This is a genomic window from Saccharopolyspora pogona (assembly GCF_014697215.1).
GTDB lineage: Bacteria > Actinomycetota > Actinomycetes > Mycobacteriales > Pseudonocardiaceae > Saccharopolyspora > Saccharopolyspora hattusasensis.
The window spans coordinates 4,820,747-4,842,669 of the sequence record NZ_CP031142.1; the positions used below are offsets into that span (position 1 = coordinate 4,820,747).

19 protein-coding genes are annotated in these 21,923 nt (G+C 70.8%); 9 read left to right on the top strand and 10 right to left on the bottom strand.

The window, feature by feature from the left end:
• Positions 1–214: 214 nt before the first annotated feature.
• The 4 genes from DL519_RS22025 to DL519_RS22040 all read left to right on the top strand — a co-directional run bounded on the left by DL519_RS22025 (position 215) and on the right by DL519_RS22040 (position 8,762).
• Positions 215–1,867, top strand: a complete 1,653-nt coding sequence (locus DL519_RS22025; protein WP_190817594.1) for a DUF2397 domain-containing protein — start codon at positions 215–217, stop codon at positions 1,865–1,867.
• A complete protein-coding gene (locus tag DL519_RS22030) occupies positions 1,864–3,078 on the top strand; it encodes a TIGR02678 family protein (RefSeq protein WP_190817596.1) in 1,215 nt (404 codons plus the stop codon). Before DL519_RS22025 ends, DL519_RS22030 begins: the two co-directional genes overlap by 4 nt.
• Positions 3,075–7,193: a TIGR02680 family protein gene (locus tag DL519_RS22035; protein WP_223839381.1), complete on the top strand. Its 4,119-nt coding sequence runs from the start codon at positions 3,075–3,077 to the stop codon at positions 7,191–7,193. The genes DL519_RS22030 and DL519_RS22035 overlap by 4 nt, the downstream gene beginning before the upstream one ends.
• Positions 7,194–7,502: 309 nt before the next feature.
• Entirely contained in the window at positions 7,503–8,762 is a 1,260-nt protein-coding gene (locus tag DL519_RS22040) for a TIGR02679 family protein (RefSeq protein WP_190817598.1), read from the top strand.
• A 220-nt stretch (positions 8,763–8,982) separates the two neighbouring features.
• Here the strand turns inward: DL519_RS22040 and DL519_RS22045 are convergent, their stop codons facing one another.
• Positions 8,983–9,414, bottom strand: coding sequence for a GNAT family N-acetyltransferase (locus tag DL519_RS22045; protein ID WP_223839383.1), 432 nt, complete (start codon positions 9,412–9,414; stop codon positions 8,983–8,985).
• Positions 9,415–9,838: 424 nt separating this feature from the next.
• Here DL519_RS22045 and DL519_RS22050 point away from each other — a divergent pair, with 424 nt between their 5' ends.
• Entirely contained in the window at positions 9,839–10,399 is a 561-nt protein-coding gene (locus DL519_RS22050) for a VOC family protein (RefSeq protein WP_190817600.1), read from the top strand.
• A gap of 229 nt (positions 10,400–10,628) precedes the next feature.
• Here the strand turns inward: DL519_RS22050 and DL519_RS22055 are convergent, their stop codons facing one another.
• On the bottom strand, positions 10,629–11,684 hold the full coding sequence (locus DL519_RS22055; protein WP_190817603.1) for a saccharopine dehydrogenase family protein: 1,056 nt from the start codon (positions 11,682–11,684) through the stop codon (positions 10,629–10,631).
• A 346-nt stretch (positions 11,685–12,030) separates the two neighbouring features.
• A complete protein-coding gene (locus tag DL519_RS22060; RefSeq protein ID WP_190817605.1) occupies positions 12,031–12,777 on the bottom strand; it encodes an IclR family transcriptional regulator in 747 nt (248 codons plus the stop codon).
• 321 nt (positions 12,778–13,098) lie between these two features.
• On the opposite strand from DL519_RS22060, the gene DL519_RS22065 reads away from it, so the two are divergent.
• Entirely contained in the window at positions 13,099–13,482 is a 384-nt protein-coding gene (locus DL519_RS22065) for a hypothetical protein (RefSeq protein ID WP_168587182.1), read from the top strand.
• Positions 13,483–13,809: 327 nt separating this feature from the next.
• Here DL519_RS22065 and DL519_RS22070 read toward each other — a convergent pair whose 3' ends face one another.
• From DL519_RS22070 to DL519_RS22095, 6 genes are all read right to left on the bottom strand, one after another.
• Entirely contained in the window at positions 13,810–14,277 is a 468-nt protein-coding gene (locus tag DL519_RS22070) for a hypothetical protein (protein WP_190817607.1), read from the bottom strand.
• A 424-nt stretch (positions 14,278–14,701) separates the two neighbouring features.
• Positions 14,702–15,484, bottom strand: a complete 783-nt coding sequence (locus DL519_RS22075; RefSeq protein WP_263399684.1) for a putative hydro-lyase — start codon at positions 15,482–15,484, stop codon at positions 14,702–14,704.
• Between the two features lie 92 nt (positions 15,485–15,576).
• Complete coding sequence (locus tag DL519_RS22080; protein ID WP_190817609.1) at positions 15,577–16,458, bottom strand: 5-oxoprolinase subunit C family protein; 882 nt, start codon at positions 16,456–16,458, stop codon at positions 15,577–15,579.
• Positions 16,455–17,063: a 5-oxoprolinase subunit B family protein gene (locus DL519_RS22085; protein WP_190817611.1), complete on the bottom strand. Its 609-nt coding sequence runs from the start codon at positions 17,061–17,063 to the stop codon at positions 16,455–16,457. The genes DL519_RS22080 and DL519_RS22085 overlap by 4 nt, the downstream gene beginning before the upstream one ends.
• On the bottom strand, positions 17,063–17,824 hold the full coding sequence (locus DL519_RS22090) for a LamB/YcsF family protein (protein ID WP_190817613.1): 762 nt from the start codon (positions 17,822–17,824) through the stop codon (positions 17,063–17,065). Before DL519_RS22090 ends, DL519_RS22085 begins: the two co-directional genes overlap by 1 nt.
• Positions 17,825–17,831: 7 nt before the next feature.
• Complete coding sequence (locus tag DL519_RS22095; protein WP_190824633.1) at positions 17,832–18,032, bottom strand: hypothetical protein; 201 nt, start codon at positions 18,030–18,032, stop codon at positions 17,832–17,834.
• A gap of 175 nt (positions 18,033–18,207) precedes the next feature.
• Here DL519_RS22095 and DL519_RS22100 point away from each other — a divergent pair, with 175 nt between their 5' ends.
• Complete coding sequence (locus tag DL519_RS22100; RefSeq protein WP_190817615.1) at positions 18,208–18,909, top strand: GntR family transcriptional regulator; 702 nt, start codon at positions 18,208–18,210, stop codon at positions 18,907–18,909.
• 353 nt (positions 18,910–19,262) lie between these two features.
• A complete protein-coding gene (locus tag DL519_RS22105) occupies positions 19,263–19,973 on the top strand; it encodes a maleylpyruvate isomerase family mycothiol-dependent enzyme (RefSeq protein ID WP_190824147.1) in 711 nt (236 codons plus the stop codon).
• A 9-nt stretch (positions 19,974–19,982) separates the two neighbouring features.
• Here DL519_RS22105 and mshB read toward each other — a convergent pair whose 3' ends face one another.
• Positions 19,983–20,807, bottom strand: coding sequence for an N-acetyl-1-D-myo-inositol-2-amino-2-deoxy-alpha-D-glucopyranoside deacetylase (gene mshB / locus DL519_RS22110; RefSeq protein WP_190824148.1), 825 nt, complete (start codon positions 20,805–20,807; stop codon positions 19,983–19,985).
• Positions 20,808–21,015: 208 nt separating this feature from the next.
• On the opposite strand from mshB, the gene DL519_RS22115 reads away from it, so the two are divergent.
• Entirely contained in the window at positions 21,016–21,906 is an 891-nt protein-coding gene (locus DL519_RS22115) for an endonuclease/exonuclease/phosphatase family protein (protein ID WP_190824149.1), read from the top strand.
• Positions 21,907–21,923: the final 17 nt, after the last annotated feature.

The following is a 21,923-nucleotide window of genomic DNA, read 5'->3' on the forward strand; positions in this document are numbered from 1 at the left end:
CCATCAGATAGGCGTTCTCCCTGGTGATCGGCCGTGATCCCGTCGAGCGGATACCACCGCCCGAGCGGCTCCCGGGTCCGGACGCACCGAGGGTTCGCAGGTGCCCCCCGCACCTCGCAAATCTTTCCGGAACGCTACCCGTGGGGCCGGTGGGACCGGCCACCGCATGCCAGGTGACCGGACGTGTCGGCACGACCGGATATCGTGGCGGACCGTGACGGCCCCGGACCACGATGCCGACGTGCTGCGCGCGGGCGTCGCGGGAACCACCGCGACGGACGTGCCGGCCACGCAGGCTCCCGAGCAGACCCGCGACGGCGGGCAGCGCCTGCAGCTCTTCGCCTACCTGCAGGCACCCGAGCACCGCACCTATCTCGCGATCATGCGGCTGTTCACCTCGACGCTGCTGGCCGACCTGTCCGCCGGCGAGGTCGGCGCGGCGCTGGCCGCGGCCGAGCGCGAGGCCCGGGTGGCGGCCGGCGAGTCCGATGTGGATACCGTCATCGACCGACTAAAGCAGCTGGTCAAGTGGGGCAACCTGGTGGTGGGCCGCCGCGAGACGATCGCGTCGAGCATCGCCGAGTTCCAGCACGGCAGCGTCCGCTACCAGGTCAGCAAGCTCGCGGTCCGGGTGCAGCGGGACGTCGACGCGCTGCTGCGGGTTCCCGAAGGCGCCCGCGAGGTCTCGCGCGAGTTGCTGCCCGCCATCGACCGCGGGCTGTCCGGGATCGGCGTGGCGCTTTCGGAGGCGTTGGCCGTGGAACGCCGCGAGCTGAAGGCGAAACCCGCCCGGCAGGCCCAGGAACGGCTCGCCGAGCAGGTCACCACGGTGTTCCTGCAGCACGCCGAGCTCGCCGCCACCGTCCGCGACTTCTACGCGTACCTGGGCCAGGTCGTGACCCGCCACCAGCTGGCGCCCGACGAGATCTCCGGGTTCCGGAACCTGCTGGTCGAGTACATCCAGATGGTCGTCGAGGACGTGCTGCGGCACACCGCGACGATCGCCGGTTCGCTGGCCGGGCTGGCCGGGGTCCGCAGCGAGCTGCTCCGGCTGCTGGGTCCGGCCGACCAGTTGGGCGACGACGTGGAACGCGCCCGGGGCCGCACCGCCGCGGACTGGCAGGAGCTGACCGACTGGTTCGTCGACTCGCCGGGTCGGCCGAGCCAGGTCGCCGCGCTGCGCGAGGCCACCGCCCGTGCGATCGGCTCGCTGCTGGCCAGCGTCAAGCGCGCCACCTCCGGCGGTGGGCTGGTGCCGGGGCGCCGGGGCGAGCTGCTGAAGCTGGCGAAGTGGTTCGACGGGGCCGACGAAACCACCGCCCACCAGGTCTATTCGGCCACTTTCGGCCTGCATTCGGCGCGGCACCTGCTGCCCGCACCGGATTACGACAGCGACAACGACAAGGTCGCGTGGCGCGATGGCCCGGTGCTCGACGTGACGGTCAGCGTGCGCAGCCGGGGTGATCGCGGGGCGCGCGGCCGGACTTCGCGGGTGCTCGACGACCCGATGACCGAGGAAACCCTGCTGGCGCAAGCACGTCAGGCCGACGAGCGGCGCTCCGCGGCGGTCGCCGAGCTGGCCGCGGCGAGTTCGCAGCTGGCCGAGCGGAAGCTTTCCGGCGATGCGCTCGGCGTGCTGTGCGAGCTGTTGACGCTGGCAATGGCGCAGCGCGAAGGCTCCGACGACTCCGGCACGGCGCTCGACCCGGTGCACCGGCTGCACGTCACGGTGCGCCCCGAGGCCGGCCGGGAAACCCGGATCTCCAGCGCCATAGGCACTTTGACGCTGCGCGACACCGTGCTGGAGGTTTCCGGCGACGGAGCCATCCCCGAAACCCAGGAAACCGTGCGGGGAGCCGCTCGATGATCTCAACCTTCGAAGAACTCCCCGACATCGATGCGGCGAACGTGGTTCGCTGCGCCCGCGTGCTGCTGCGTCGGCCGCTGCTGCGCCCCGGCGGACTGGACGGCGACCTGCTGCCGATGATCTACCGCCAGCGAGTCGTGCTCCAGGAGGTGTTCTCCTCGCTGCTGGGCTACCGCCTGGTGGTGGAGCGGCGTTTCGCACGGCTCTACAAGACCGGGCCGGGCGCGGACGCCACCCGCGGCGAGGCGTCGCTGTCGCCCCGCGGCTACGCGTACCTGGCGCTGACGCTGGCCGCGCTGACCGGCATCGGCCGCCAGGTCCTGCTGTCGCGGCTGGTGAGCGACGTCCGCGCAGCCGCCGTGGAGGCCGATGTCCAGGTGGTCGACGACCCGGCGGATCGGCGCGCGCTCACGGCGGCGCTGCGGCAGCTGGTGGCGCTCGGTGTGATCAACGAAACCGAGGGCTCGGTGACCGCCGAGTCCACCGCGGAGGCCCTGATCACCATCGACACCGATCTGCTCGGCCAGCTCATCGCCGGGCCGCTCGCCGAGGCCGACAGCCCCGAGCAGCTGGTCGAGCTGGCCGCCGCGGCCGGGCCGCGGAACCTGGAGCACGCGGTGCGCCGTCGGCTCGTCGAGGACCCGGTCGTGCTCTACGACGACCTGCCGACCGAGCAGGCCGCCTGGCTACGCGAGCACGTGACGAACGAATCCCGCCTGCTGGAGCGGTTCTTCGGCTTGGTCGGCGAATGCCGCGCGGAGGGCGTGGTGGTCTGCGATCCGGAGGACTACCTCACCGACCTGGTCTTCCCGGGCCCCGGCACGGTCGCGCGCATCGCGCTGCTGGCGCTGCCGGAACTGCTCGGCCGCGCGGAGCCGGACGGGTCCGGTAAGCACCCGGTGACCTGGCAGGACTTCACCGACGTCTGCCAGGAGCTGGTCGACTCCTACCCGGCCGCGTGGTCCCGGCAGGCCACCGAGGACCACCAGGACCTGGTGCACTTGGTCGTCGCGCTGCTTCGCCGGCTCGGCCTGCTGCAGGACCACGACGGCCGATGGCTGCTCAGCCCGGCGGCGCACCGCTGGCTGCCGCAGCCGGACGCCACCCCGGCCCCGGGCCGGGAACCGGAACCGGCCCCGGAGCCACCGGGCTGGTCGTTGTTCGACGAGATGACGGTGTTCGACGAGATGCAAGAGGACGGTCCACGGTGAGCGCAGACAGCACGGAATCGGTGCCCAGCGCCAACCGCTGGCGGCTGCACCGCGGCGGGATCGTCAACATCTGGCAGTACGCCGAGACGACCTTCGACCTGGGCGGCGGCCGGGCGATCTTCCAGGGCACCAACGGTTCCGGCAAGTCCCGCACCCTGGAGCTGCTGCTGCCGCTGTGTCTGGACGGCGACCTGCGGCAGCTGGGTTCGAAGGGCTTCGACACGGTCAGCATCCGGCGCCTGATGCTCGACGAGTACCCGGGCGGGCCGAACCGGATCGGCTATGCCTGGATCGAGCTGCACCGCGAGACCCCGGGCGGCGGTGCTAGCGGCGGGACTGAGGAATTTCTCACCTGCGGTATCGGGGTGAAGGCGTCTAAGACCTCGCAGTCGATCAGCGATTCGTGGCGGTTCATCACCGGCCGCCGGGTCGGCATCAACCTCCACCTGGTCGGCGCGGACCGGGTGCCGCTGGGTTCGGCGCAGCTGCGCGAGCTGCTCGGCGCCGACTGCGTCCTCGACGACCAGGCGTTCCGCGCGAAGGTCGCCGCCTCGGTCTACGGCGTGCCCGCCGCGCGCTACGGCGACCTGCTGCACCTGCAGCGGACGCTGCGCAACCCCGACGTCGGGCTGAAGGTCCTGGAAGGGCAGCTGGAGCAGATCCTGTCGGACGCGCTGCCGCCGCTGGACCCGGGCCTGATCGAGCGGCTGGCGACCTCGTTCGACGACCTGGAGTCGATCCGGGAGAACATCGTCCGGTTGACGGGCGCGGACAAGGCGCTCACCGCCTTCCTGTCCACCTATTCCGGCTACGCGTTCGGCGCGCTGCGCGACCGCGCGGAGGCGATGCGCACCGCGCAGGAGAAGCTTCGGGCGCTGCGCAAGGAGCTGATTGGCCTGGAGAAGCAGGTGGCCGGCAAGCAGCACGACCGCGAGACCGCGCAGCAGACGATCGCCGAACTGGAACAGCGCGAGGCCGAGCTGGAATCCAGCATCGACGCGTTGCGCTCCCACCCGGCGTACTCCGAACTGCAGAACCTGCGCGACCGCGAGCGGCTGGTGGAAAGCGCCCGCACCGCAGCGGTTTCCGCGCTCGACACGGCGAACAAGCACCGCGCACAGGAGCACCGCTCGGCGGAGTCGGTGGTGGGCATGCTGCGCAGGTTGGCCGGTGACACCGAGGCGGCCGGGCAGGCCGCGGCCCGCGCGGCGCAGCAGCTTTCCACGGCTGGGCTGGACGGGTCGCTGGTGCCGCGACCACCGGCGATTCCGGCCGCCGAGGTGCAGGCCGAGCAGGCGCGGGTGCGCACCTCGCCGGAACCGGACGCGGAGCCGGTGCCCGTGGAGCGCTACGCCGCGCCCCGACCGGACACCGATGCGCTCGCCGCGGAATTCCGCGCGGCGGTGAGAACTTCCGAGCAGGTTTCGTCGGTCGCCCGGCAGCGTTCGGCGTTGACGCTCGCGCTGCACCAGCAGTCCCGGGAGCTGGACGCGGAGCAGGACAAGGTCACCGAGCTCCAGCGGCGGGCGCGGCAGGCGCAGCTGACCTCGACGGAAGCGGCCGGGCGGCGCAACCAGGCGCAGCAGGAACTCTCCGACGCCGCAGCGGTGTGGGTGGAACGCGCGCAGAAGTGGGCCACCGAGTGGCCGTCCACTGTGGATGACCTGCTGCCGGAGCCGCCCGCCGCCGAGGAGCTGGTCGGTGACCGCTCGGCGACCCGGCAGGCCCGCGAGCAGGCACGCCGCTGGGCGAAGCCGCAGCTGCACGAGGCGCGCCGGCAGGTGTCCGAGATCGAGCAGGAAATCGCCGAGCTGCGCGAGCGATCCCGGTCCCGCGAACAGGAACTCGCCGAGCTCCGCGCCGGGCACGAACAGACCCCGAGCCGCCCCACCTGGGCCGATGCCGAGCGGGACGCCAGCCAGGGGCGGGCCTTCTACGAGCTGGTGGACTTCCAGCCATCGCTTGGCGAAGCCGACCGGGCCGGGCTGGAGGCGGCGCTGCAGTCCAGCGGGCTGCTCAACGCCTGGGTCACCGCCGACGGCGCAGTGCCCGGCCTCGCCGACCTCCTGGCCGCCCCCGCCGAGTCCGGCTCCGGCGGCACGCTGGCCGAGCTGCTGTCCCCAGCCGCCGAGGCCGACTGCCCGGTACCGCCGGAGCGGGTCGCCGCCCTGCTGGCCTCGGTGTCGATCGACGGCGGTGCCGGACTCTCGGTGTCGGTCACCGGTGCCTGGAGCGCCGGGGTGCTGTCCGGTGCCTGGCGCAAGGAGACGGCGGAGTACGTCGGCGCGGGGGCCCGCGAAGCGGCCCGAGCCCGGCGCATCGCGGAGCTGGAGGAGGACCTCGCGCGGCTGCGCGCCGAGATCGGCGAAGCCGAGCGGCGGCACCGCGAAGCGGGCGAGCACGCGGCGGCCCTCGATCAGCACCTCGAGTCGTACCCGGACGACAGCGACCTGCTGACTTCGCACGCCAAGCTGGCCACGGCGATCGAGGCCGCGGCGGATGCCGACCAGAAGGCCGTGCAGCTGCGCGAGCAACACGAGAGAGCCGATCAGCGCTGGCAGGCGTCGCAGGCCGAGCTGGTGCGCGCCGCGGGCGAGGCCGACCTGTCGGCCGAAACGCAGGCGCTCGACACCGCCCACCGGGCCGCCGTCGACGCCCGCGCTGGCATCGATGCGCTGCGCGAGGCGATCGAGTCGCGCTGCCTGCCGACCCTCACGGACCTGCGGGACCTCTCGTTGCACCACGACGCGGCGGTGGCCGACCGGATGGAGGCCGAGACGCAGGCCGAGCGGCGCTGCGCCGAGTACGCGGAGCAGGCCACCGGCCTCGCGGAGCTCACCTCCGCCGTCGGCGGCGAGGCGCAGCAGATCGCCGACAAGGTCGGCGCTTTCGAGCGGGAGCGCGCCGGGCTGCGCAAGCAGCTGCCGCAGGCGCGGGAGAAGATCAGCTCGCTGCGGGAGTCCTCGGCGCGACTGGAAACCCAGCTGGAGCACAAGCAGTCCCAGCTCGCTGGCCGGGAGCACGACGCGACGGCGGCAACCGACACGTTCCGGCAGGTGCTGCGCATCCCGGGCCTGTGGTCGGCCGCGGGCATCGCCGACACCACGCCGGAGGATCTCGACGAGGCGGCGGGCCTGCTCGCCGAGGCGGACCGCCGGGGCTCGACGGAATCCACGGTGCTCAACCGCCTGCAAACCCTGCAGCACTCGTTGAGCGGCAACTACGACATCACGGCCGCCGACCAGCACGGCCTGCTCACCGTGACCGTCACCGGCGAGGAAGGCCCGCAACCGGTGGCCGAGGCCGCGCGCCGGGTCGGCGAACGGCTCGCCGAGCAGCGCGGTTACCTCAACGAGCGATACCAGTCGATCTTCGCCGACTACCTGATCCGCGACCTCGCGGAGCGGCTGCGCGGCCAGGTCGGCATCGCCGGGGACCTGTGCAAGCGGATGAACGAGGTGCTCGACGGCGCCCGCTCCAGCCAGGGCGTGCACGTCCAGCTGGAATGGCAGCCGTCGGCGGCGCTCGGCGACGACATCAAGCAGGCCATCGAGCTGGTCCGCACCCCGTTCGCCAACCGCAGCGACGACCAGGACGCGCTGCTGCGCCGGGTGTTCACCGATCTGATCGAGTCCGAGCGGGACAGCACCTCGGGCGGCTACGCGGAAATCCTGGCGCGGGCGCTGGACTACCGGTCGTGGTTCGTATTCACCGTCCGGGTTCGCGACACCGGACCGGACGGCAAGCCCCGCGTGCGGCGCCTGCGGCAGCTGTCCTCCGGCGAGACGCGGCTGATCTCCTACGTGACGCTGTTCGCGGCGGCGGCGGCGTTCTACGACGCGGTCAGCGTGTCGTCGGACGGGCGCGGGCCGCTGCGGCTGGTGCTGCTGGACGAGGCGTTCGAGCGGCTGGACGATCCGACGATCGCGCGGATGCTCGGCCTGCTGGTGGACCTCGACATGGACTGGCTGATCACCTGGCCCAGCGGCTGGGGCGTGTCCCCGAAAATCCCGAAGATGCACATCTACGACGTGCTCCGGCCCCGCAGCGGCCACGGCATCGCCTGCACCCACACGACGTGGGACGGCGCCGCCCTCGACCGCGCCAACACGTGATCTTTACGGGGTGAGGGGCACCCTTGAGCGGCTGTGCCGCGGCTGTGCCACGCAAGGGTGCCCCTCACCCCGGTTCAGGCGAGGTGAACGGCACCATTTGCCAACTACGGAGCCTGTTGCGTTTTCGGCGAAAACGGCTGAACCGAAGTACCAAATCAGTCTCGATCGCCGCCGTTTGTCCGCCAGTGGCCATCTCAGCCGTGATCGATCGATCACGGTCCGTGGTGGGCGTAATTTTGCAACAGGCTCTACGTTGGTGGAAGGTGCCTTTCACGCTGCACACTTCTGAGCGAATGGGGGCGATCTGACGTGGGTGTCGAGGACGACGTCCGTGCCGTGTGGGGCGTTGAGCCGCTGCGCGGTTTGTGGGCGCAGGCGCGGGACGCGCTGGAGGCCGCGAAGCCCCCGGCGACGTTCCGGTTGGAGCTGCCCGATGCCGAGACCCAACGAGCCGTCGGCGAGCTCTACGGCCGCCCGATGTGGGGTCAGGGTACGCGGATCAGCGTGTCCAAATTGGACGAAGCAGTCCGGCGCAGCCGGTTCGCGTTGGGGCTGGCGGAAGTTCTGGAGATCCTGCACGAGCGGCCGCTGGCGCGGCGCCAAACCGCGGAGCGGGACGAACGGCGCGAGCAGACCGCAGGGACGCTGCGAGCGGCACTGGCCGAGCGAGGACTCGCGACGGCCGCATGGGCGGAGCCGTGGACGCAGTGGCTCCAGCAGTACGGGCGAGTCGGCGACGACGAACTCCCGGACGTCGCGCGGCGCGCGGCGAAGGCGCTGAGCGCGCTAGCGCTGGCGGAGCCGCCGGAGGCGTGGACGTCGCGTAGCGAGCTAGCGGCGAGCGTTGGCGGAGCGCATCAGCTCGACAACGGCACGGCGTTGAGCCGGGTTGTGCTCAAGGCCGCGGCGCTGGCGCACGGGGCCGAGACACCAGGCAACGAGCGCGAGCGCCGGGCCTTGTGGGAGCGCTGCGGAGTCACGCTCGATGCCGTGTCCGCGACCGTTCTGTGCTGGGCCTTGCCACTGGTCGGCTCGGACGACTGGTCGCACGGCGTCCGGCAGCGCACCGCGCTGGGTCTGCCGACGCACCTGACCCACCTCGACCTGCGCGCTGCCCCGTCCGCGCTCGTCGAGGCGGGCACGACGATCGCCGTGTGCGAGAACCCGCGAGTCCTCGAATCGGCGGTGGAAGAACGCATCGCGCACCCCGTGGTGTGCGTGTCCGGCCATCCCACAACGGTTGCCGTGACGCTGCTGCAGCGCCTCACCGACTGCGGCGCCACGCTGCACTACCACGGCGATTTCGACTGGCCCGGCATCGGCATCACCCGATCCCTCTTGACGCACCACAACGCGCGTCCATGGCGGATGTCCGCCGCCGACTACCGCGAAGCCCTCGACCGGGCGGCGGCAACCCGCACGGACCTGCCGAACCTCGTCGGCACCCCACTCGAAACCCCCTGGGATCCCCAGCTTGCGGAACTGATGGCCACGACGGCCAGAGCCATCGAAGAGGAAGCGGTCCTCCCCACCCTTCTGACCGACCTCCGCACCGGGCTGGACATTTGAACGCAACAGGTCAGGACCCGTGAGCTTGTTCTGGTGCCAACGATGTGGTTTTGATCTTCGTCTTCGAAGCGGCATTGCGCTTAACCCACCTAAGCAACTTGCTCAGACGTCGCCTGGCGAGCGATGCCGCGTTGGACATCCCTGAGTCCAGACGGCGTCTGAGGTTGCGCTATCCGCGCCGCCACGCAACCGAATCTGGAAACAGGCTTCTCACGGGTCGCTAGCTGCTGAAACGCTGGTACATGACGTACAGGCAGACGTAGCCGTAGGTCGGGTGGTGGAACGCTTCGGGGAGGGTCGTCGCGCTCTGCATGCCGAGGGAGCGCCACAGGGCCACCGCTCTGACGTTGGTCTCGACGACCGCGTTGAACTGCATCGCTCGGAAGCTGTCCGCTCGTGCTTGGTCCAGGACGCGGCGTCCCAGCGCTCGGCCCACGCCGCGCCCCGAGCTGTCCGGGGCGACCATGAAGCCGGCCGTCGCGACGTGCGCCGCCGGGCCCTCGTGGTTCGGGCCCGACACCGCTGTGCCCAGCACCCGCCCCTTCTCGTCGACGGCTACGACCGTGCGGCCCGGCCGGGGCAGGAACCAGCGCTGCCTGGCCCGCTGCTCGTCGATGTCGCGATCCCAGGAGAACGTTTCCCCCGCCGTCACGATCTCCTGCTTGAGTTTCCTCCCCACGGCTAAAGCCGGGGGAATCCCTTCCGCCTCGCGGCGGAAGCTTCCTGCTTCGTCGCCGATTGCCTCCCCGGTTAAGGCGAGGGACGCAGAAAGCGCCCAGAGGTCTTACACCCGCTCCACAGGCCACGTCCCACACCCCGCGGGAACACCCTGTAAAGGCTTGATCAGTGTGACTCACGAAGGAGGTGGGGTGGCTCCTCTCCACGGCTAAAGCCGGGGTCTCCGCCACCTACACAAGATGAACGGCCAGATCTCCGGCCAGTCGTCCTGGTGCGCATCGCGAATCCGCATGGGCCGGAAGCTACGACTACCGCCGGACAGTTCGCCACCCAATAAACGGCCACGCGGCCCCGAGGCGGAGTTGTGCGCACCGGTGGGGTGCCCGTACTTTCGCGGCATGGCATCGGTCGTCGTGGAGTTCTCGGCGCAGGAGCCGGAGCGGCTCGCGCGGTGGTGGGCCGACGTGCTCGGATGGCATCTCGACACGCGCGCCGGGACCGTCGTCCAGCCGACCGGCCCCGGGGTGCCGCTGCGGTTCGTCGTGAGCGCCCGCGCCAAGACCCGGAAGAACGGCGTGCACCTGGACCTGCGCAGCGAGTCGCACGACGACCAGAACAGGATCGTGGAGCGGTTGTTCAACGCCGGCGCCCGGTTCGCCGACATCGACCAGAGCAGCGACGTGCCGTGGGTGGTGATGGCCGACATCGAGGGCAACGAGCTGTGCGTGCTGGAACCCCGGAAGGTATACGCCTACACCGGGCCGGTCGCCGCAGTCGTGATCGACACCTCGGACCCGCGCTCGGACGCCCGGACCATGGCGACGGCGACCGGTATGGAACTGGCGGGCGAACGCTCCGAGTTCGCGTCGCTGCGCCCGCCGTCCGGCGAAGGGCCCTTCCTGGAGTTCCTGGAGAGCGAGTCCGGGCCGGAGGGCATGCTCCGCGTCCTCGTGGAGTGACCCCGCAGGGCCTCGGCTAGCGAGTCTCGCGCCGATGCATGACTCCACAGTGGATGTTCCGATTCCACCTTGCGGAGCCAGCCTGCAAAGCATGTCGGTTCCGCCTCGAAAATGCACGCGCCAACCTCGGTTTTCCGTGCCAGTCATGGGCAAACCGGCACCTCGCGCCGATACGTCCAGCGCCGCCGGTTTCCTCGATCTCGTCACGCTTCGTGCATTGTGGATGGTGTCAGCGGCGGGCCGGTTCGATGATCTTGACCCCGTGGAGGCGGCGGACGAAGTCCGCGCCGAACGCCGTGGACGGGGTGTGAGCCCCGGGCGCCGGGGGTTCCGCGCTCAGGGAGTGGACCGCCCGGAGCACCGCGTCCGCAGTGAGGTCGTAGGTGTCCGGGCCGATCAGGGCCGCCGACACGCTCGTGCCGTCCGGTGCCGTCGCCTCCGCGTAGACCTCGACCCAGCTGCGCGAGCGGGTCGCCCGGCCGGGGCCGCGCACGACTACGCCGATCGCCGCCTTGCCCAGCCGCTGCACGATGTGCGACCCCATCACGACCTGCGACAACCGGGTCGAACGACGGCCGGTCCGGTCGAGTCCGGGCAGGTGGGCGAAGGCGGTGATGTTGCCGATCCCGGTGCTGCGGTAGGCCGTGCTGACATCACCCCAAGGCAGCGAGGTGACCCGCCGCGGCCCGGACGGGAACGGGATCTCACGCCGACGCCACGCCAGCGGCACGGTGCGCACCTCGCCGTCCACGCGCGCCCTGCCTCCCAGCGCGGCACCCTCCAGCGCGCTCTTCAACGTTCCGCCGCTGATCCCGCCGCTGGTGTGGAAGGCAAGGTCCAGATGGGTCGCGGTGGGCAGGTCGGCTGCAACCATCGCGGCCAGGCAGTCGGTGGGCACCACGTCGAAGCCCGAGCCCGGCAGGAGCACCACACCGGCGCGGCGAGCGTCCTCGTGGCGCGCGAAAACCGCCTCGAAAACGTCGATCTCGCCGGTGATGTCGAGGTAGTGCGCGCCGGCTCGCAGGCAGCCTTCGACCATCGGCGCCGACGTCGCGGAAAACGGACCGGCGCAGTGCGCGACTATGTCGATGCCCCGCAGCCCCTCGGCGACCGCGTCGGGGTCGCCGAGGTCGAAGACCCGGTACGGCAGGCCCCTGGGCGTGGCGAAGGCCGCGATCTTCGCCGGGTCGCGACCGGCCAGCACCGGCCGCTCCCCGCGGTCGAGCGCCCGGTCGGCGACCAGCCGACCGGTGTAGCCGCTCGCTCCGTAGATCATCCAGGTCATCGCGATCCTCCCGGGTAACACCGAACATCCTGGTAACGAACACCGCTGGGAACGGTCACGGGTTGCCCCGAGTTGTTCCGATCACCCGACATCGCGAACTAGGGCCTGTTTCGAAAGTGGTTTGCGTAGCGGTGCGGGTAGCGGAATCTCAGAGGCCTTCTCGCTGCGGGATCCCCGACATCATGAATGCCAATTCACCACGTCGGGGCTGTCCTCGCGAGAAGGACCCCTGAGAACCCGCGGCGGTGCCAGTTGAGTCCCGCACCGCAAGCGGCTGTCGCCGCTTATAAACACGTCCTAGGAAAGCCCCGGCCCCCCTTCGGACCCGGCACGCCCCGACCGGTGTTCAACCCGCCTGGTGGCCGAGGGCAACGGCGATCGCGGTGGCCGTGTCCCGGACCTGGCCGAGGAGGCTGCCGAGCTCGGGCAGATCGGTGTCGGCGCGCACCGTCGTCAGCGACACGGCCGCCAGGAGCTGCCCGGTGACGTCAGGGATCCGGACGCCGATGCAGTGCACCAGCGGCTCGAATTCGGCCTGGTCGGTGGCGTAGCCGAGCCGCGCGACCTCGACCAGGTGGTCCCGGAACTCGGCTTCGCCGGTGATGGTGCGCTCGGTGTAGCGGGTGAAGGCGTGCGCGGACAGCAGGCGATCCCGGTGGTCAGCCGGCAGCGCGGCCAGGATCACCTTGCTGGCGGCGGCGGTGTGCAGCGGCACTGCCCGTCCAATCCGCGACCAGGTGCGGATCGACGCGGCGCCCTCGATCTTGTCGACGTAGACGATCTGGTCGTCCACCAGCTGCGCCAGGTGCGCCGTCGAGCGCGTGGCGTCCGCGAGCGAGATCAGGTGCGGCCGGGCGACCGCGCGCAGGTCCATGTCCTCCAGCATCTGCTGGCCGAGCTCGACCAGCCGGAACCCGAGGCGGTATCGGCCGTCCGGTCCGCGGGCGATCAGGCCGCCGTCGGCCAGCGGCTGCAGCATCCGCAGCGCGGTCGAGCCGTGCACCCCGAGCTCGCGCGCCAGCTCCGCGACGGTCTTAGGCGCTGCGGCGAGGGTTTCGAGCACGTGGACCGCCTTGGCGACCGTCTTCGACATCCACACCCCCTCGATCGGGCTTGCGATATTAACAGAGGCATTGCAAATATTGCAGGCCGCGCGACGGCTGCCGCCCTAGATCACCCGGACGCCGCGAACCGGCGGCAAATCGCGTTCAGAAAAGCGTCCAATCCGTCCTCCTCCCCTGGCATCCGGCCAAGCCGGCGGGGCAAACCTCCATCCTCTGAACAACTACTAATGACGAGCCTCGCCCGGGTGAAAAACTGCGCTCCGACCAATTCCAAATTGACAGCCATCGTGGCGGGTGATCGACTCCGCGTTGTATCCGTCAGCAATTCGGTACACGGAAGAAGGCCCCGAATGCGACACTCGCCCGTCCTGTTCAGCGCCGCGTTGACGCTCGCGGCGTTCGCGGTCGCGCCCGCCGCCCCGGCGGTCGCCGCCGAGTCCGCCCCGGCGTGCGCGCTGTTCGCCTACCAACCCACGCGCGAGGGCAACACCCTGACCGCCACCGGCGGGCGCACCGGTTGCCTGAACACCGCGACGGTCACCGTGCGGATCGTCGTCGAGCAGAAGGACGCGACGCCCAAGGTGCTCGGCGAGCTGGCGCAGAGCGGCACCGAGATCAACCTGGCCACGAAGGCACCGTGCAACTCCGGCGCGACCGTCAAGGTGCACACCGAGACGATCAGCTCCACCGGCGCAATCGCCCACTCCCCGACGAGCACCTTCGAGAAGTGCTGACCCGGATCTGAACGGGACAGCCGAGGACGATACCCCGGCGACGATCCTGCAGATCCCCCCTGCACCGCCTCGCACGGACCTCCCCGACAGCGTGCACTCGGGGCCCTCCGGCGAGGCGGTGCCTTCTCTTGCCGACTGGCGCGGGCGAAACAACTGCGATATCGGAACCACTCGCCTTCTCACCCCGCGAACCTCCTCCCAATTTCTGCAGAATGGCAATTCCCGCCACCGCGCATCGAGCGGGAATCGATTCCAGTTCAACAATTCTTCGGCGCCCGGCGAACGTCCGATTCGCCATTCCCACCGATCTCCACGCCGGGCCGCGGGTCAGGTCTCAGCGAGCACCCGGCCCGGGACGTCCGAGTCGCAGCCCAGTCGGGGCAGTTGTGCGCGGACCGCTCCGCGGGTGCGGCCGAACTCCTCGGCCAACTCCTCGATCAATCGGCTCGCGGTCTCACCCACCGAACCCAGCCACCGCTCCCGGAGCCGCTCGCCGTCGGGCTCGGTCCACGGTCGACCGGCGTTGGGCGGGCGTGGTCGGCTCCGCCCGTGCGCGGCCGTCCAAGGCACGTGCAGCGCGGCCAGCCTGTCCAAGGTCTGGGCCAGGAACGCTTTCGCGTCGCCCAGCCCGTCGACGGCGATCAGCAGGTTGCCTTCGGCCACGACGCGGCCGTCTGCATCCGCTCCGGTGAACTCCACCGCGACGGTGGCCGGCTGGCCCGAACTGACCGGTTCGCCCTTGGCGGTGACTCCGTAGGTGTGTTGTCCGACTCGTACTTCGTTGCTGAAATCCATGCCTCGAAGCTACGAGCCGCGGTCGCCGAATCCCGGGAGTCAAGCATCGAACCGACGCGTGTCGGGACGACTTCTCGATCGAGTGCGGGGTGACTCACACCGGAAGCCGGAACGCCGCCTCGGGTCCGGCCGTTGAACGGTCCGGTCGGTGCGCCCCTGTCCCCCGGGCCTCAATCACCGCCTTCGCGGAACACCGTTCGGCTGGAGCCGCGTCGCGCCAATCGCCGCAGAGGCGACCGGCGCATCGGCCGCCAAGCGAAACGGACCCCCGCGCTAAGGAGATTATCCCGGGGTCGAAGGCTGGATCGGGGTTTTCTCCCTGGTCATCGTGTTGTCAACATGGAGGACAGCAGCGTTCGCCGCTGTCCTCCATGTTGTTGATGCGTGCTTGCTGGTGTCTCAGCCTCCGAGTCCTGGAGGCTTCTTACGGGACGAGAAAACGGCTGTCGCGGGCGTCGGTGATCGCCATGTAGCCGGGCGCGTGGCCGATGGCGAACGGCGGCTTGGACTGCATCACGGCCGCCTGTGGCGTCACCCCGCAGGCCCAGAACACCGGGACCTCCCCGGGCCGGATCTCCACCGCGTCGCCGAAGTCCGGCCGGTCGATGTCCAGGATTCCCAACGCTTCCGGCGCGCCGACGTGCACCGGGGCACCGTGCACCGCCGGGTACCGGGAGGTCACGCGAACCGCGGTGGACACCAGGTCCGCCGGGATCGGCCGCATCGACACCACCATCGGTCCCGTCAACCGGCCGGCCGGGCGGCATTTCCGATTCGTCCGGTACATCGGCACGTTGCTGCCCGCCTCGACGTGGCGCACCGGAACCTCGGCCTCCAGCAGCGCCGCCTCGAAGGTGAAGCTGCAGCCGACCAGGAACGACACCAGGTCGTCCCGCCACAGGTCGGTGACCTCTGCGCGTTCCCCGGCCAGCTCGCCGTCCCGGTAGACCGTGTAAGCGGGCAGGTCGGTGCGCAGGTCGCCAGCGAAGATCGAAGCGCTGGTCTCGCCGGGCTCGGTCACGTCGAGCACCGGGCAGGAGCGCGGATTGCGTTGCGCGAACAGCAAGAAGTCGTAGGCGTACTCGCGGGGCAGCGCGATAAGGTTCGCCTGGGTCCAACCCGCGCTGTAACCCGAGGTCGGTACGCGCAATCCGGCGCGGAACGCCGCACGGGCCTGCTCCGGCGACATCGCTTTCGGCTGCGTCATCGAAATCTCCCTACCTCTGCTGTTGAAGCCGATCTGATCTGCTGCCTTGAAGCGGCGGGGATCCCGCGGACCGGGCGGCGTCTGAGATCCTGCTATGCGGAACGAGCTTTGAAGCCGTTCCTCAACCGGAAGCGGATTCGCTGGCCTGGCCTGGCCTGCGCCGCATTGTCCACGTCCGCCGCGGTGACCACCGCGATCACCGGGTAGCCGCCGGTCACCGGGTGATCGGCGAGGAACAGCGTGGGGCGCGCCGACGGCGGCACCTGCAGCGCACCGGCGACCATGCCTTCGCTGGGCAGTTCCTCGGTGCGGCTGCGCTCCAACGCCGGTCCGTCCAGCCGCATGCCGATCCGGTTGCTGTCCGGGGTGACCTCGTACGGACGGCTGACCAGGGTGGCCAGGGCGTCGTCGGCGAACCAGTCGTGGCGCGGTCCGGGCTCCACGCGCAGCACGATCTCGCCGGCCGTGCACATCGCCACCGGGGCCACGTCCACCAGCGGAAACCGCGCGGGTGCCGGGCCGACCGGCAGCAGCTCGCCGGGGGTCAGCGGGTCCGGGCCAAGCCCGGCGAGCACGTCGGTGGCCCGGGAACCGAGCACCGGTGGCACGGCGATGCCGCCGCGCACCGCGAGATAGCTGCGCAGACCGCGGCCGGGCACGCCCATCCTCAGCTCGGCGCCGGCCGGGATCCGCAGCACCGAGTTCACCGCCACCACCCGACCATCCACAGTGGTCGGACAGGGAGCGCCGGTCACCGAGGCGGTGAGGTCGCGGGTCGCGCGGACCGCGAGCCCACCCAGCGTGACCTCGATGGCCGCCGCTGTCTCGTCGTTGCCGACCAGCCGGTTGGCCAGCCGGAACGCGCCGCCGTCGGCCGCACCGGAGCGACCCACGCCGATCCCGGCCAGGCCCGGCCGGCCCAGGTCCTGGATCGTCGACAGCGGACCCGTGGCGAGGACTTCCAGGCAGCTCATGGGACCTCCCGGAACTGCACCCGCACGCCGGGCCGCAGCAGCGCCGGCGGTTCCCGGTCGGCCCGCCAGATCTCCAGGCCGGTGCGCCCGATCAGCTGCCAGCCGCCGGGCGATTCGCGCGGGTAGATGCCGCTGAACGCGCCGGCGAGGCCGACGGATCCGGGCGGCACCTTGGTCCGCGACTCGGTGCGGCGCGGCACCACCAGCTCCGGCGGGCCGCCGGCGAGGTAGCCGAAACCGGGGGCGAACCCGCCGAAGGCGACCGTCCACTCCGCACTCGTGTGCCGGTGCACGACCTCCCGCTCGGTCAGCCCGGTCAGCTCCGCGACCTCAGTCAGATCCGCGCCGTCGTAGACCACCGGCACCTGCAGCAGGTCGCCGCTGGCGGGTGCGCCGTCGCGCGGCTCGACCGCACGCACCGCCGCCTCGACCGCCGCGGCATTGGCGCGCGGGTCCAAGTGCAGCAGCAACGTCCGGGCCGCCGGGACGAGGCCCGTGACGCCCTCCGGCGGATCCTCGGCGAGCACTGCGTAAAGCGCTTGCACGGCTTCGAGATCGGCCAGCTCGATGAGCAGCCCCGAGTCGGCGCACCGCAGGAAACGCATCACGGGCCTCGCGAGGTGAACGGCTCCAGCGCCACTCCCCCGGCCACCAGCCGGGCCCGCACGGCCTCGGCGATGGCCACCGCGCCCGGGCTGTCCCCGTGCACGCAGATCGAGTCGGCGCCGATCTTGATCTCGGACCCGTCGACTGCCTCGATCGGCTCCCCCGCGGCCAGCTTCAGGCAGCGGTCAGCGATGACCTCCGGGTCGTGCAGCACCGCGCCGGGCTCGCGGCGCGACACCAGGGTGCCCTCCGGGGTGTAGGCGCGGTCGGCGAAGGCCTCGCGGAACACCTGCAGCCCGGCCCGCTCAGCCCGGGTCAGCCACTCCGAGCCCGGCAGCCCGAGCACGGCCAGCGACGGATCGTAGCTGCGCACCGCCTCGACCACGGCGGACGCCTGTTCGGCGTGGTGCACGATCGCGTTGTACAGCGCTCCGTGCGGCTTGACGTAGCCAACCTCGGTGCCCGCGACGCGGGCGAAGCCGGCCAGCGCGCCGATCTGGTAGATCACGTCGTTGGCCAACTCCACCGGCGGCACGTCGATGAACCGGCGGCCGAACCCGGCCAGGTCCCGGTAGCTGACCTGGGCGCCGACCACGACGCCCAGCTTCGTGGCCTGCTCGACGGCCTGACGGATCACCGTGGCGTCGCCCGCGTGGTAGCCGCAGGCCACGTTGGCGCTTGTGACGATGCGCAGCAGCGCCTCGTCGTCGCTGAGCTCCCAGCGCCCGAAGCCCTCCGCGAGGTCCGAGTTGAGGTCCATGCCCACCTCACTTCCATAGCGCGGCGATGCCGCCGAGCGAGTTGTATCCCAAGTACAAGGTCAGCAGCCAGGCGACCACACCCACGATCAGCAACCAGCTCGGGTACCCGGGGCCGATGGCGCTGGTGGCCATCAGGAAGACCGCACCCAGCAGCGTGCTGCGCTTGGCCGCCGAAGGCTTGTTCTCGGCCGTGGACGTCTGGGCCATGGCACTCCGATCAGCAGGTACACCGGTTCGCTACCGGTATCGGGGGATGTCGCGTGTCAGCCGCGCGAACTGCGGTTCCGGCCAACATAGTGAGTTGTTGAACAATTCTGCAATCCCCTGCGCGCACCTTTCTCGTTAGACTGCGATCAACTGCTGCACGTCGTTAGGAGCTCGATTGACCACCTCGGATCCGTGGGTGGACCTGCTCACGGCCGACCGGGCGCTGCTGGACCGCACGAGCACGGCCGAGCGCGTCGCCGATGTGCTGCGGCAGCGCGTCATCGATGGCGCACTCGCCCCCGGCACCCGGCTGTCCGAGGAAAGCGCGGGCAAGGCGTTGGCGGTCTCCCGCAACACGCTGCGCGAGGCGTTCCGGCTGCTGGTGCACGAGCGGCTGCTGGTGCACGAGTTCCACCGTGGCGTGTTCGTCCGGGTGCTCAGCGCCGACGACGTGATCGACCTCTACCGCATCCGCCGGCTTCTTGAGACCAGCGCGGTGCGCCGGGCAGGCGGGGCCGCGCCGGAGCTGGTGGCGGCCGTCGACGGCGCGGTGGCCGACGGCGAGCGCGCGGCCGAGGACGAGCGCTGGGGAGACGTCGGCACCGCGAACATGCGCTTCCACGAGGCGCTCGCGGCGCTGGCCGCCAGCCCCCGGGTGAACGAGACGATGCGGCAGCTGCTGGCCGAGCTGCGCCTGGCGTTCCACGTGATGTCGCGCCCCCGGGAGTTCCACGAGCTGTACCTGGAGCTCAACCGGGAGATCGCGGACCTGATCACCGACGGCTCGATGGACGCGGCGGCCGAACGCCTCGACGAGTACTTCGACGCCGCCGAGACCCAGCTCGTCGCGGCGTACCGGACCCACAACACGGGTTGATCGGGCCGGATGGCGATTTCAATGAGCGTTTTCCATTCAACCTCTTCTTGCGTTGCGTGCGGGTAGCGGAACCTCAGCGGCCTTCTCGGCTCCGGAATCCCGGACTTGTGTATGGCCAGCTGTCCTCGCGAGAAGACCGCTGAGAACCCGCGGCGGCGCGAACTGCGCGGGTGGGCCAAGGCGGCTACGCCGCTTGCGGCAGCCCCCGTACCGCAGGACTTCAGGCGTTGCGGCTGCAGATCAGCCAGGATGAAAAGGCTCAACGGAAATCGACGTGCTGGTTCCATTGAAACCGCCGCATTCGGCATCCCGGGGTGGGGCCGGGTGGCGTGGGTCTAGGATCCTGGCGCGTGATGCCTCCGTTGAATGCTGTTGCGCAGGGCCATCGGCGACTTCTAGAGGTGCTCTCCGCACTGACCGACGATCAGGTCGCCGAGCCGTCGCTGCTCCCCGGCTGGAGCCGGGGCCACGTGCTGGCTCACCTGACCGACAACGCCCGCGCCTTCGCCCGGGTGTCTGCGCTCGCGTTGCGCGGCGAACTGGTCGACGCCTACGAAGGCGGGCAGACCGAGCGCGACGCGATCATCGAAGGGCTCGCCGACCGCAGCGCCGACGAGCACCGCGACTCCATCGCCCGGCACTCGGCCGCCCTGGAAGCGGTGTGGTCGCAGGCCGCGGCCGACGATTGGGAACGGCCGGTGCGGTTCCGCAACGGCGACCTGAGCGGGCTCGTGCACATGCGGTGGCGGGAGGCCTGGATCCACCTAGTGGACCTCGACCTGGGCGTCAGCCCGCAGGAGTGGAGCGACGAATTCTCCTGCCACGCCGTCGATTTCCTGCTGCCCCGGCTGCCGGACGGCATCGCGCTGCGGCAGACCGACGGCCCGCGCCGGTGGCCGGCCGACGTCGGCGGCGTCGAGATCACCGGCCGGGCCCGCGACCTAGCGGCCTGGCTCGCCGGCCGGACGCCGCAGCAGATCCCGACCGGTCCGCTCCCGGACCTCCTGCCCTGGCCCGCGCACCCCACGCCGATCCCAGCCGAACAGCGCCTGTCCGCCCGGTGACCGGTCGGGTCAGGCGAGGCCCGCGAACAGGTCGGATTCCCAGTCGTGGGGGCCGGTTCCGGGGCCCCGGTCGCCGCGGACCAGCAGGTAGTGCTCCATCGCGAACTCCGGGCGGGCCACCATCTGGGCGAAGAACCCGCCGTCATCTAGGTCGACCTGGCTGCGGTAGTGCCGCAGCGCGGCGATCTTGGCGGCGTGGAAGGCGCGGCCGTCGACCATCGCGGTCAGCTCCTCGTCGGGCACCGTGTACGGCTCGAAGCCCTCGACACCCGCCCCCTCGATGCGCTTGAGGATCGAGCGCGGCAGGGTCGTCCAGTACACCTTCGGCACCTGCCACGGCTCGCCGAGTTCCGGCGCGTAGCCGGGGTCCGCCGCCGGGTCGAGGGAGGTCATCACCGCGCGGTGCGCGCCGATGTGGTCCGGGTGGCCGTAGCCGCCGAACTCGTCGTAGGTGATCACCACGTGGGGCCGTTCCGCGCGGAGGATCTCGACCATCGCACGGGTGACCTCGGCCGGGTCGGCCTTCGCGAAGGCCCCGTCCACCCCGTTGCCCGCCTCGCCGGCCATGCCGCTGTCCCGCCAGCGCCCCGGGCCGCCGAGCCAGTGGTGCCGGACGTCGCCGTACTCGGCCAGCGCCGCGCGGATCTCCCCGCGCCGGTACTCGCCCAGCGCATCGGGATTTCCGCGCAGGTGCGCCAGATCATCGGCGATGACCTCGCCGAGCTCCCCGCTGGTGCAGGTCACCAACGACACCGATGCGCCGTCCGCGCGATACCGGGCCATCGTTGCGCCGGTGGCGGTGGACTCATCATCGGGGTGGGCGTGGACCAGCAGCAGACGACGATCACTCATGGGAACCGAGCCTAGCCACGGGCACCGACACCGGGCCGCCTCCGCCGACCAGGTCACATTCGGCCCGTTGCGGAATTCCGGCAATGTTCGCCTAACGGTCAACCACTCCCGGGCCGCTGCGCGTGAGGATCTTGACACGTCAATCGAGGAGGCAGATGTGTCTGGATTTACCCGACGGGGAGTTCTCGGCATGGCCGGAGCCGCCGCAGCGGCCGGCGCGGTCGGTGTGTTCGGCACCGGTGCGGCGGCCGCGCGGCCCAGCGACAACGCGTTGATCGGGCCCGCGCACGGCGATTCGCTGCACGTGATGACCTTCAACATCCGCTTCGACGCCAAGGCCACCCCGCCCAACCCCGACGCCTGGACCACCCGCCGCCCGATCCTCGCCGAGCTGTTAAACGCCGAGCAGCCCACCCTGCTCGGCGTGCAGGAAGCGCTGTACAGCCAGGTGAAGGAGGTGCTTTCGGATGTTCCGCGGCACTACGACTGGATCGGGCTGGGCCGGGAAGGTGGCGGTCGCGGCGAGTTCATGTCGGTTTACTACGACACCCGCCGGGTGGAGCCGCTGGACTACGACCACTTCTGGCTCTCCGACACGCCGAACGTGATCGGTTCGAAGAGCTGGGGCAACAACGTGGTCCGGATGGTCACCTGGGTGCGATTCCTGGACCGCCGGAGCGGCCGCGAATTCGTCCACGTCAACACGCACTTCGACCACCAGTCGGAGCCATCGCGGCAGCGCAGCGCCCAGTTGGTGCGCGACCGCATCGCCGGTTTCGACCCGGCGCTGCCGGTGGTGCTCACCGGCGACTTCAACACCGCGGCCGAGACGTCGGAGTCGTACCGGATCCTGACCAGCGGCGGCCTGGCCGACAGCTGGGCGACCGCCGCCGAGCGGCTCACCCCCGCGTGGGGCACCTTCGCCGGCTACAAGGAGCCCGTCGAGGGCAAGGAGCGGATCGACTGGCTGCTGCACAACGGTCGCGTCCGGGTGCTGAAGGCGGCGATCAACACCTACCGCAGGGACGGCTACTTCCCGTCCGACCATCTGCCGGTCCACGCGCTCCTCGAGCTCGCCTGATCTGCAGGGGCTGTTTC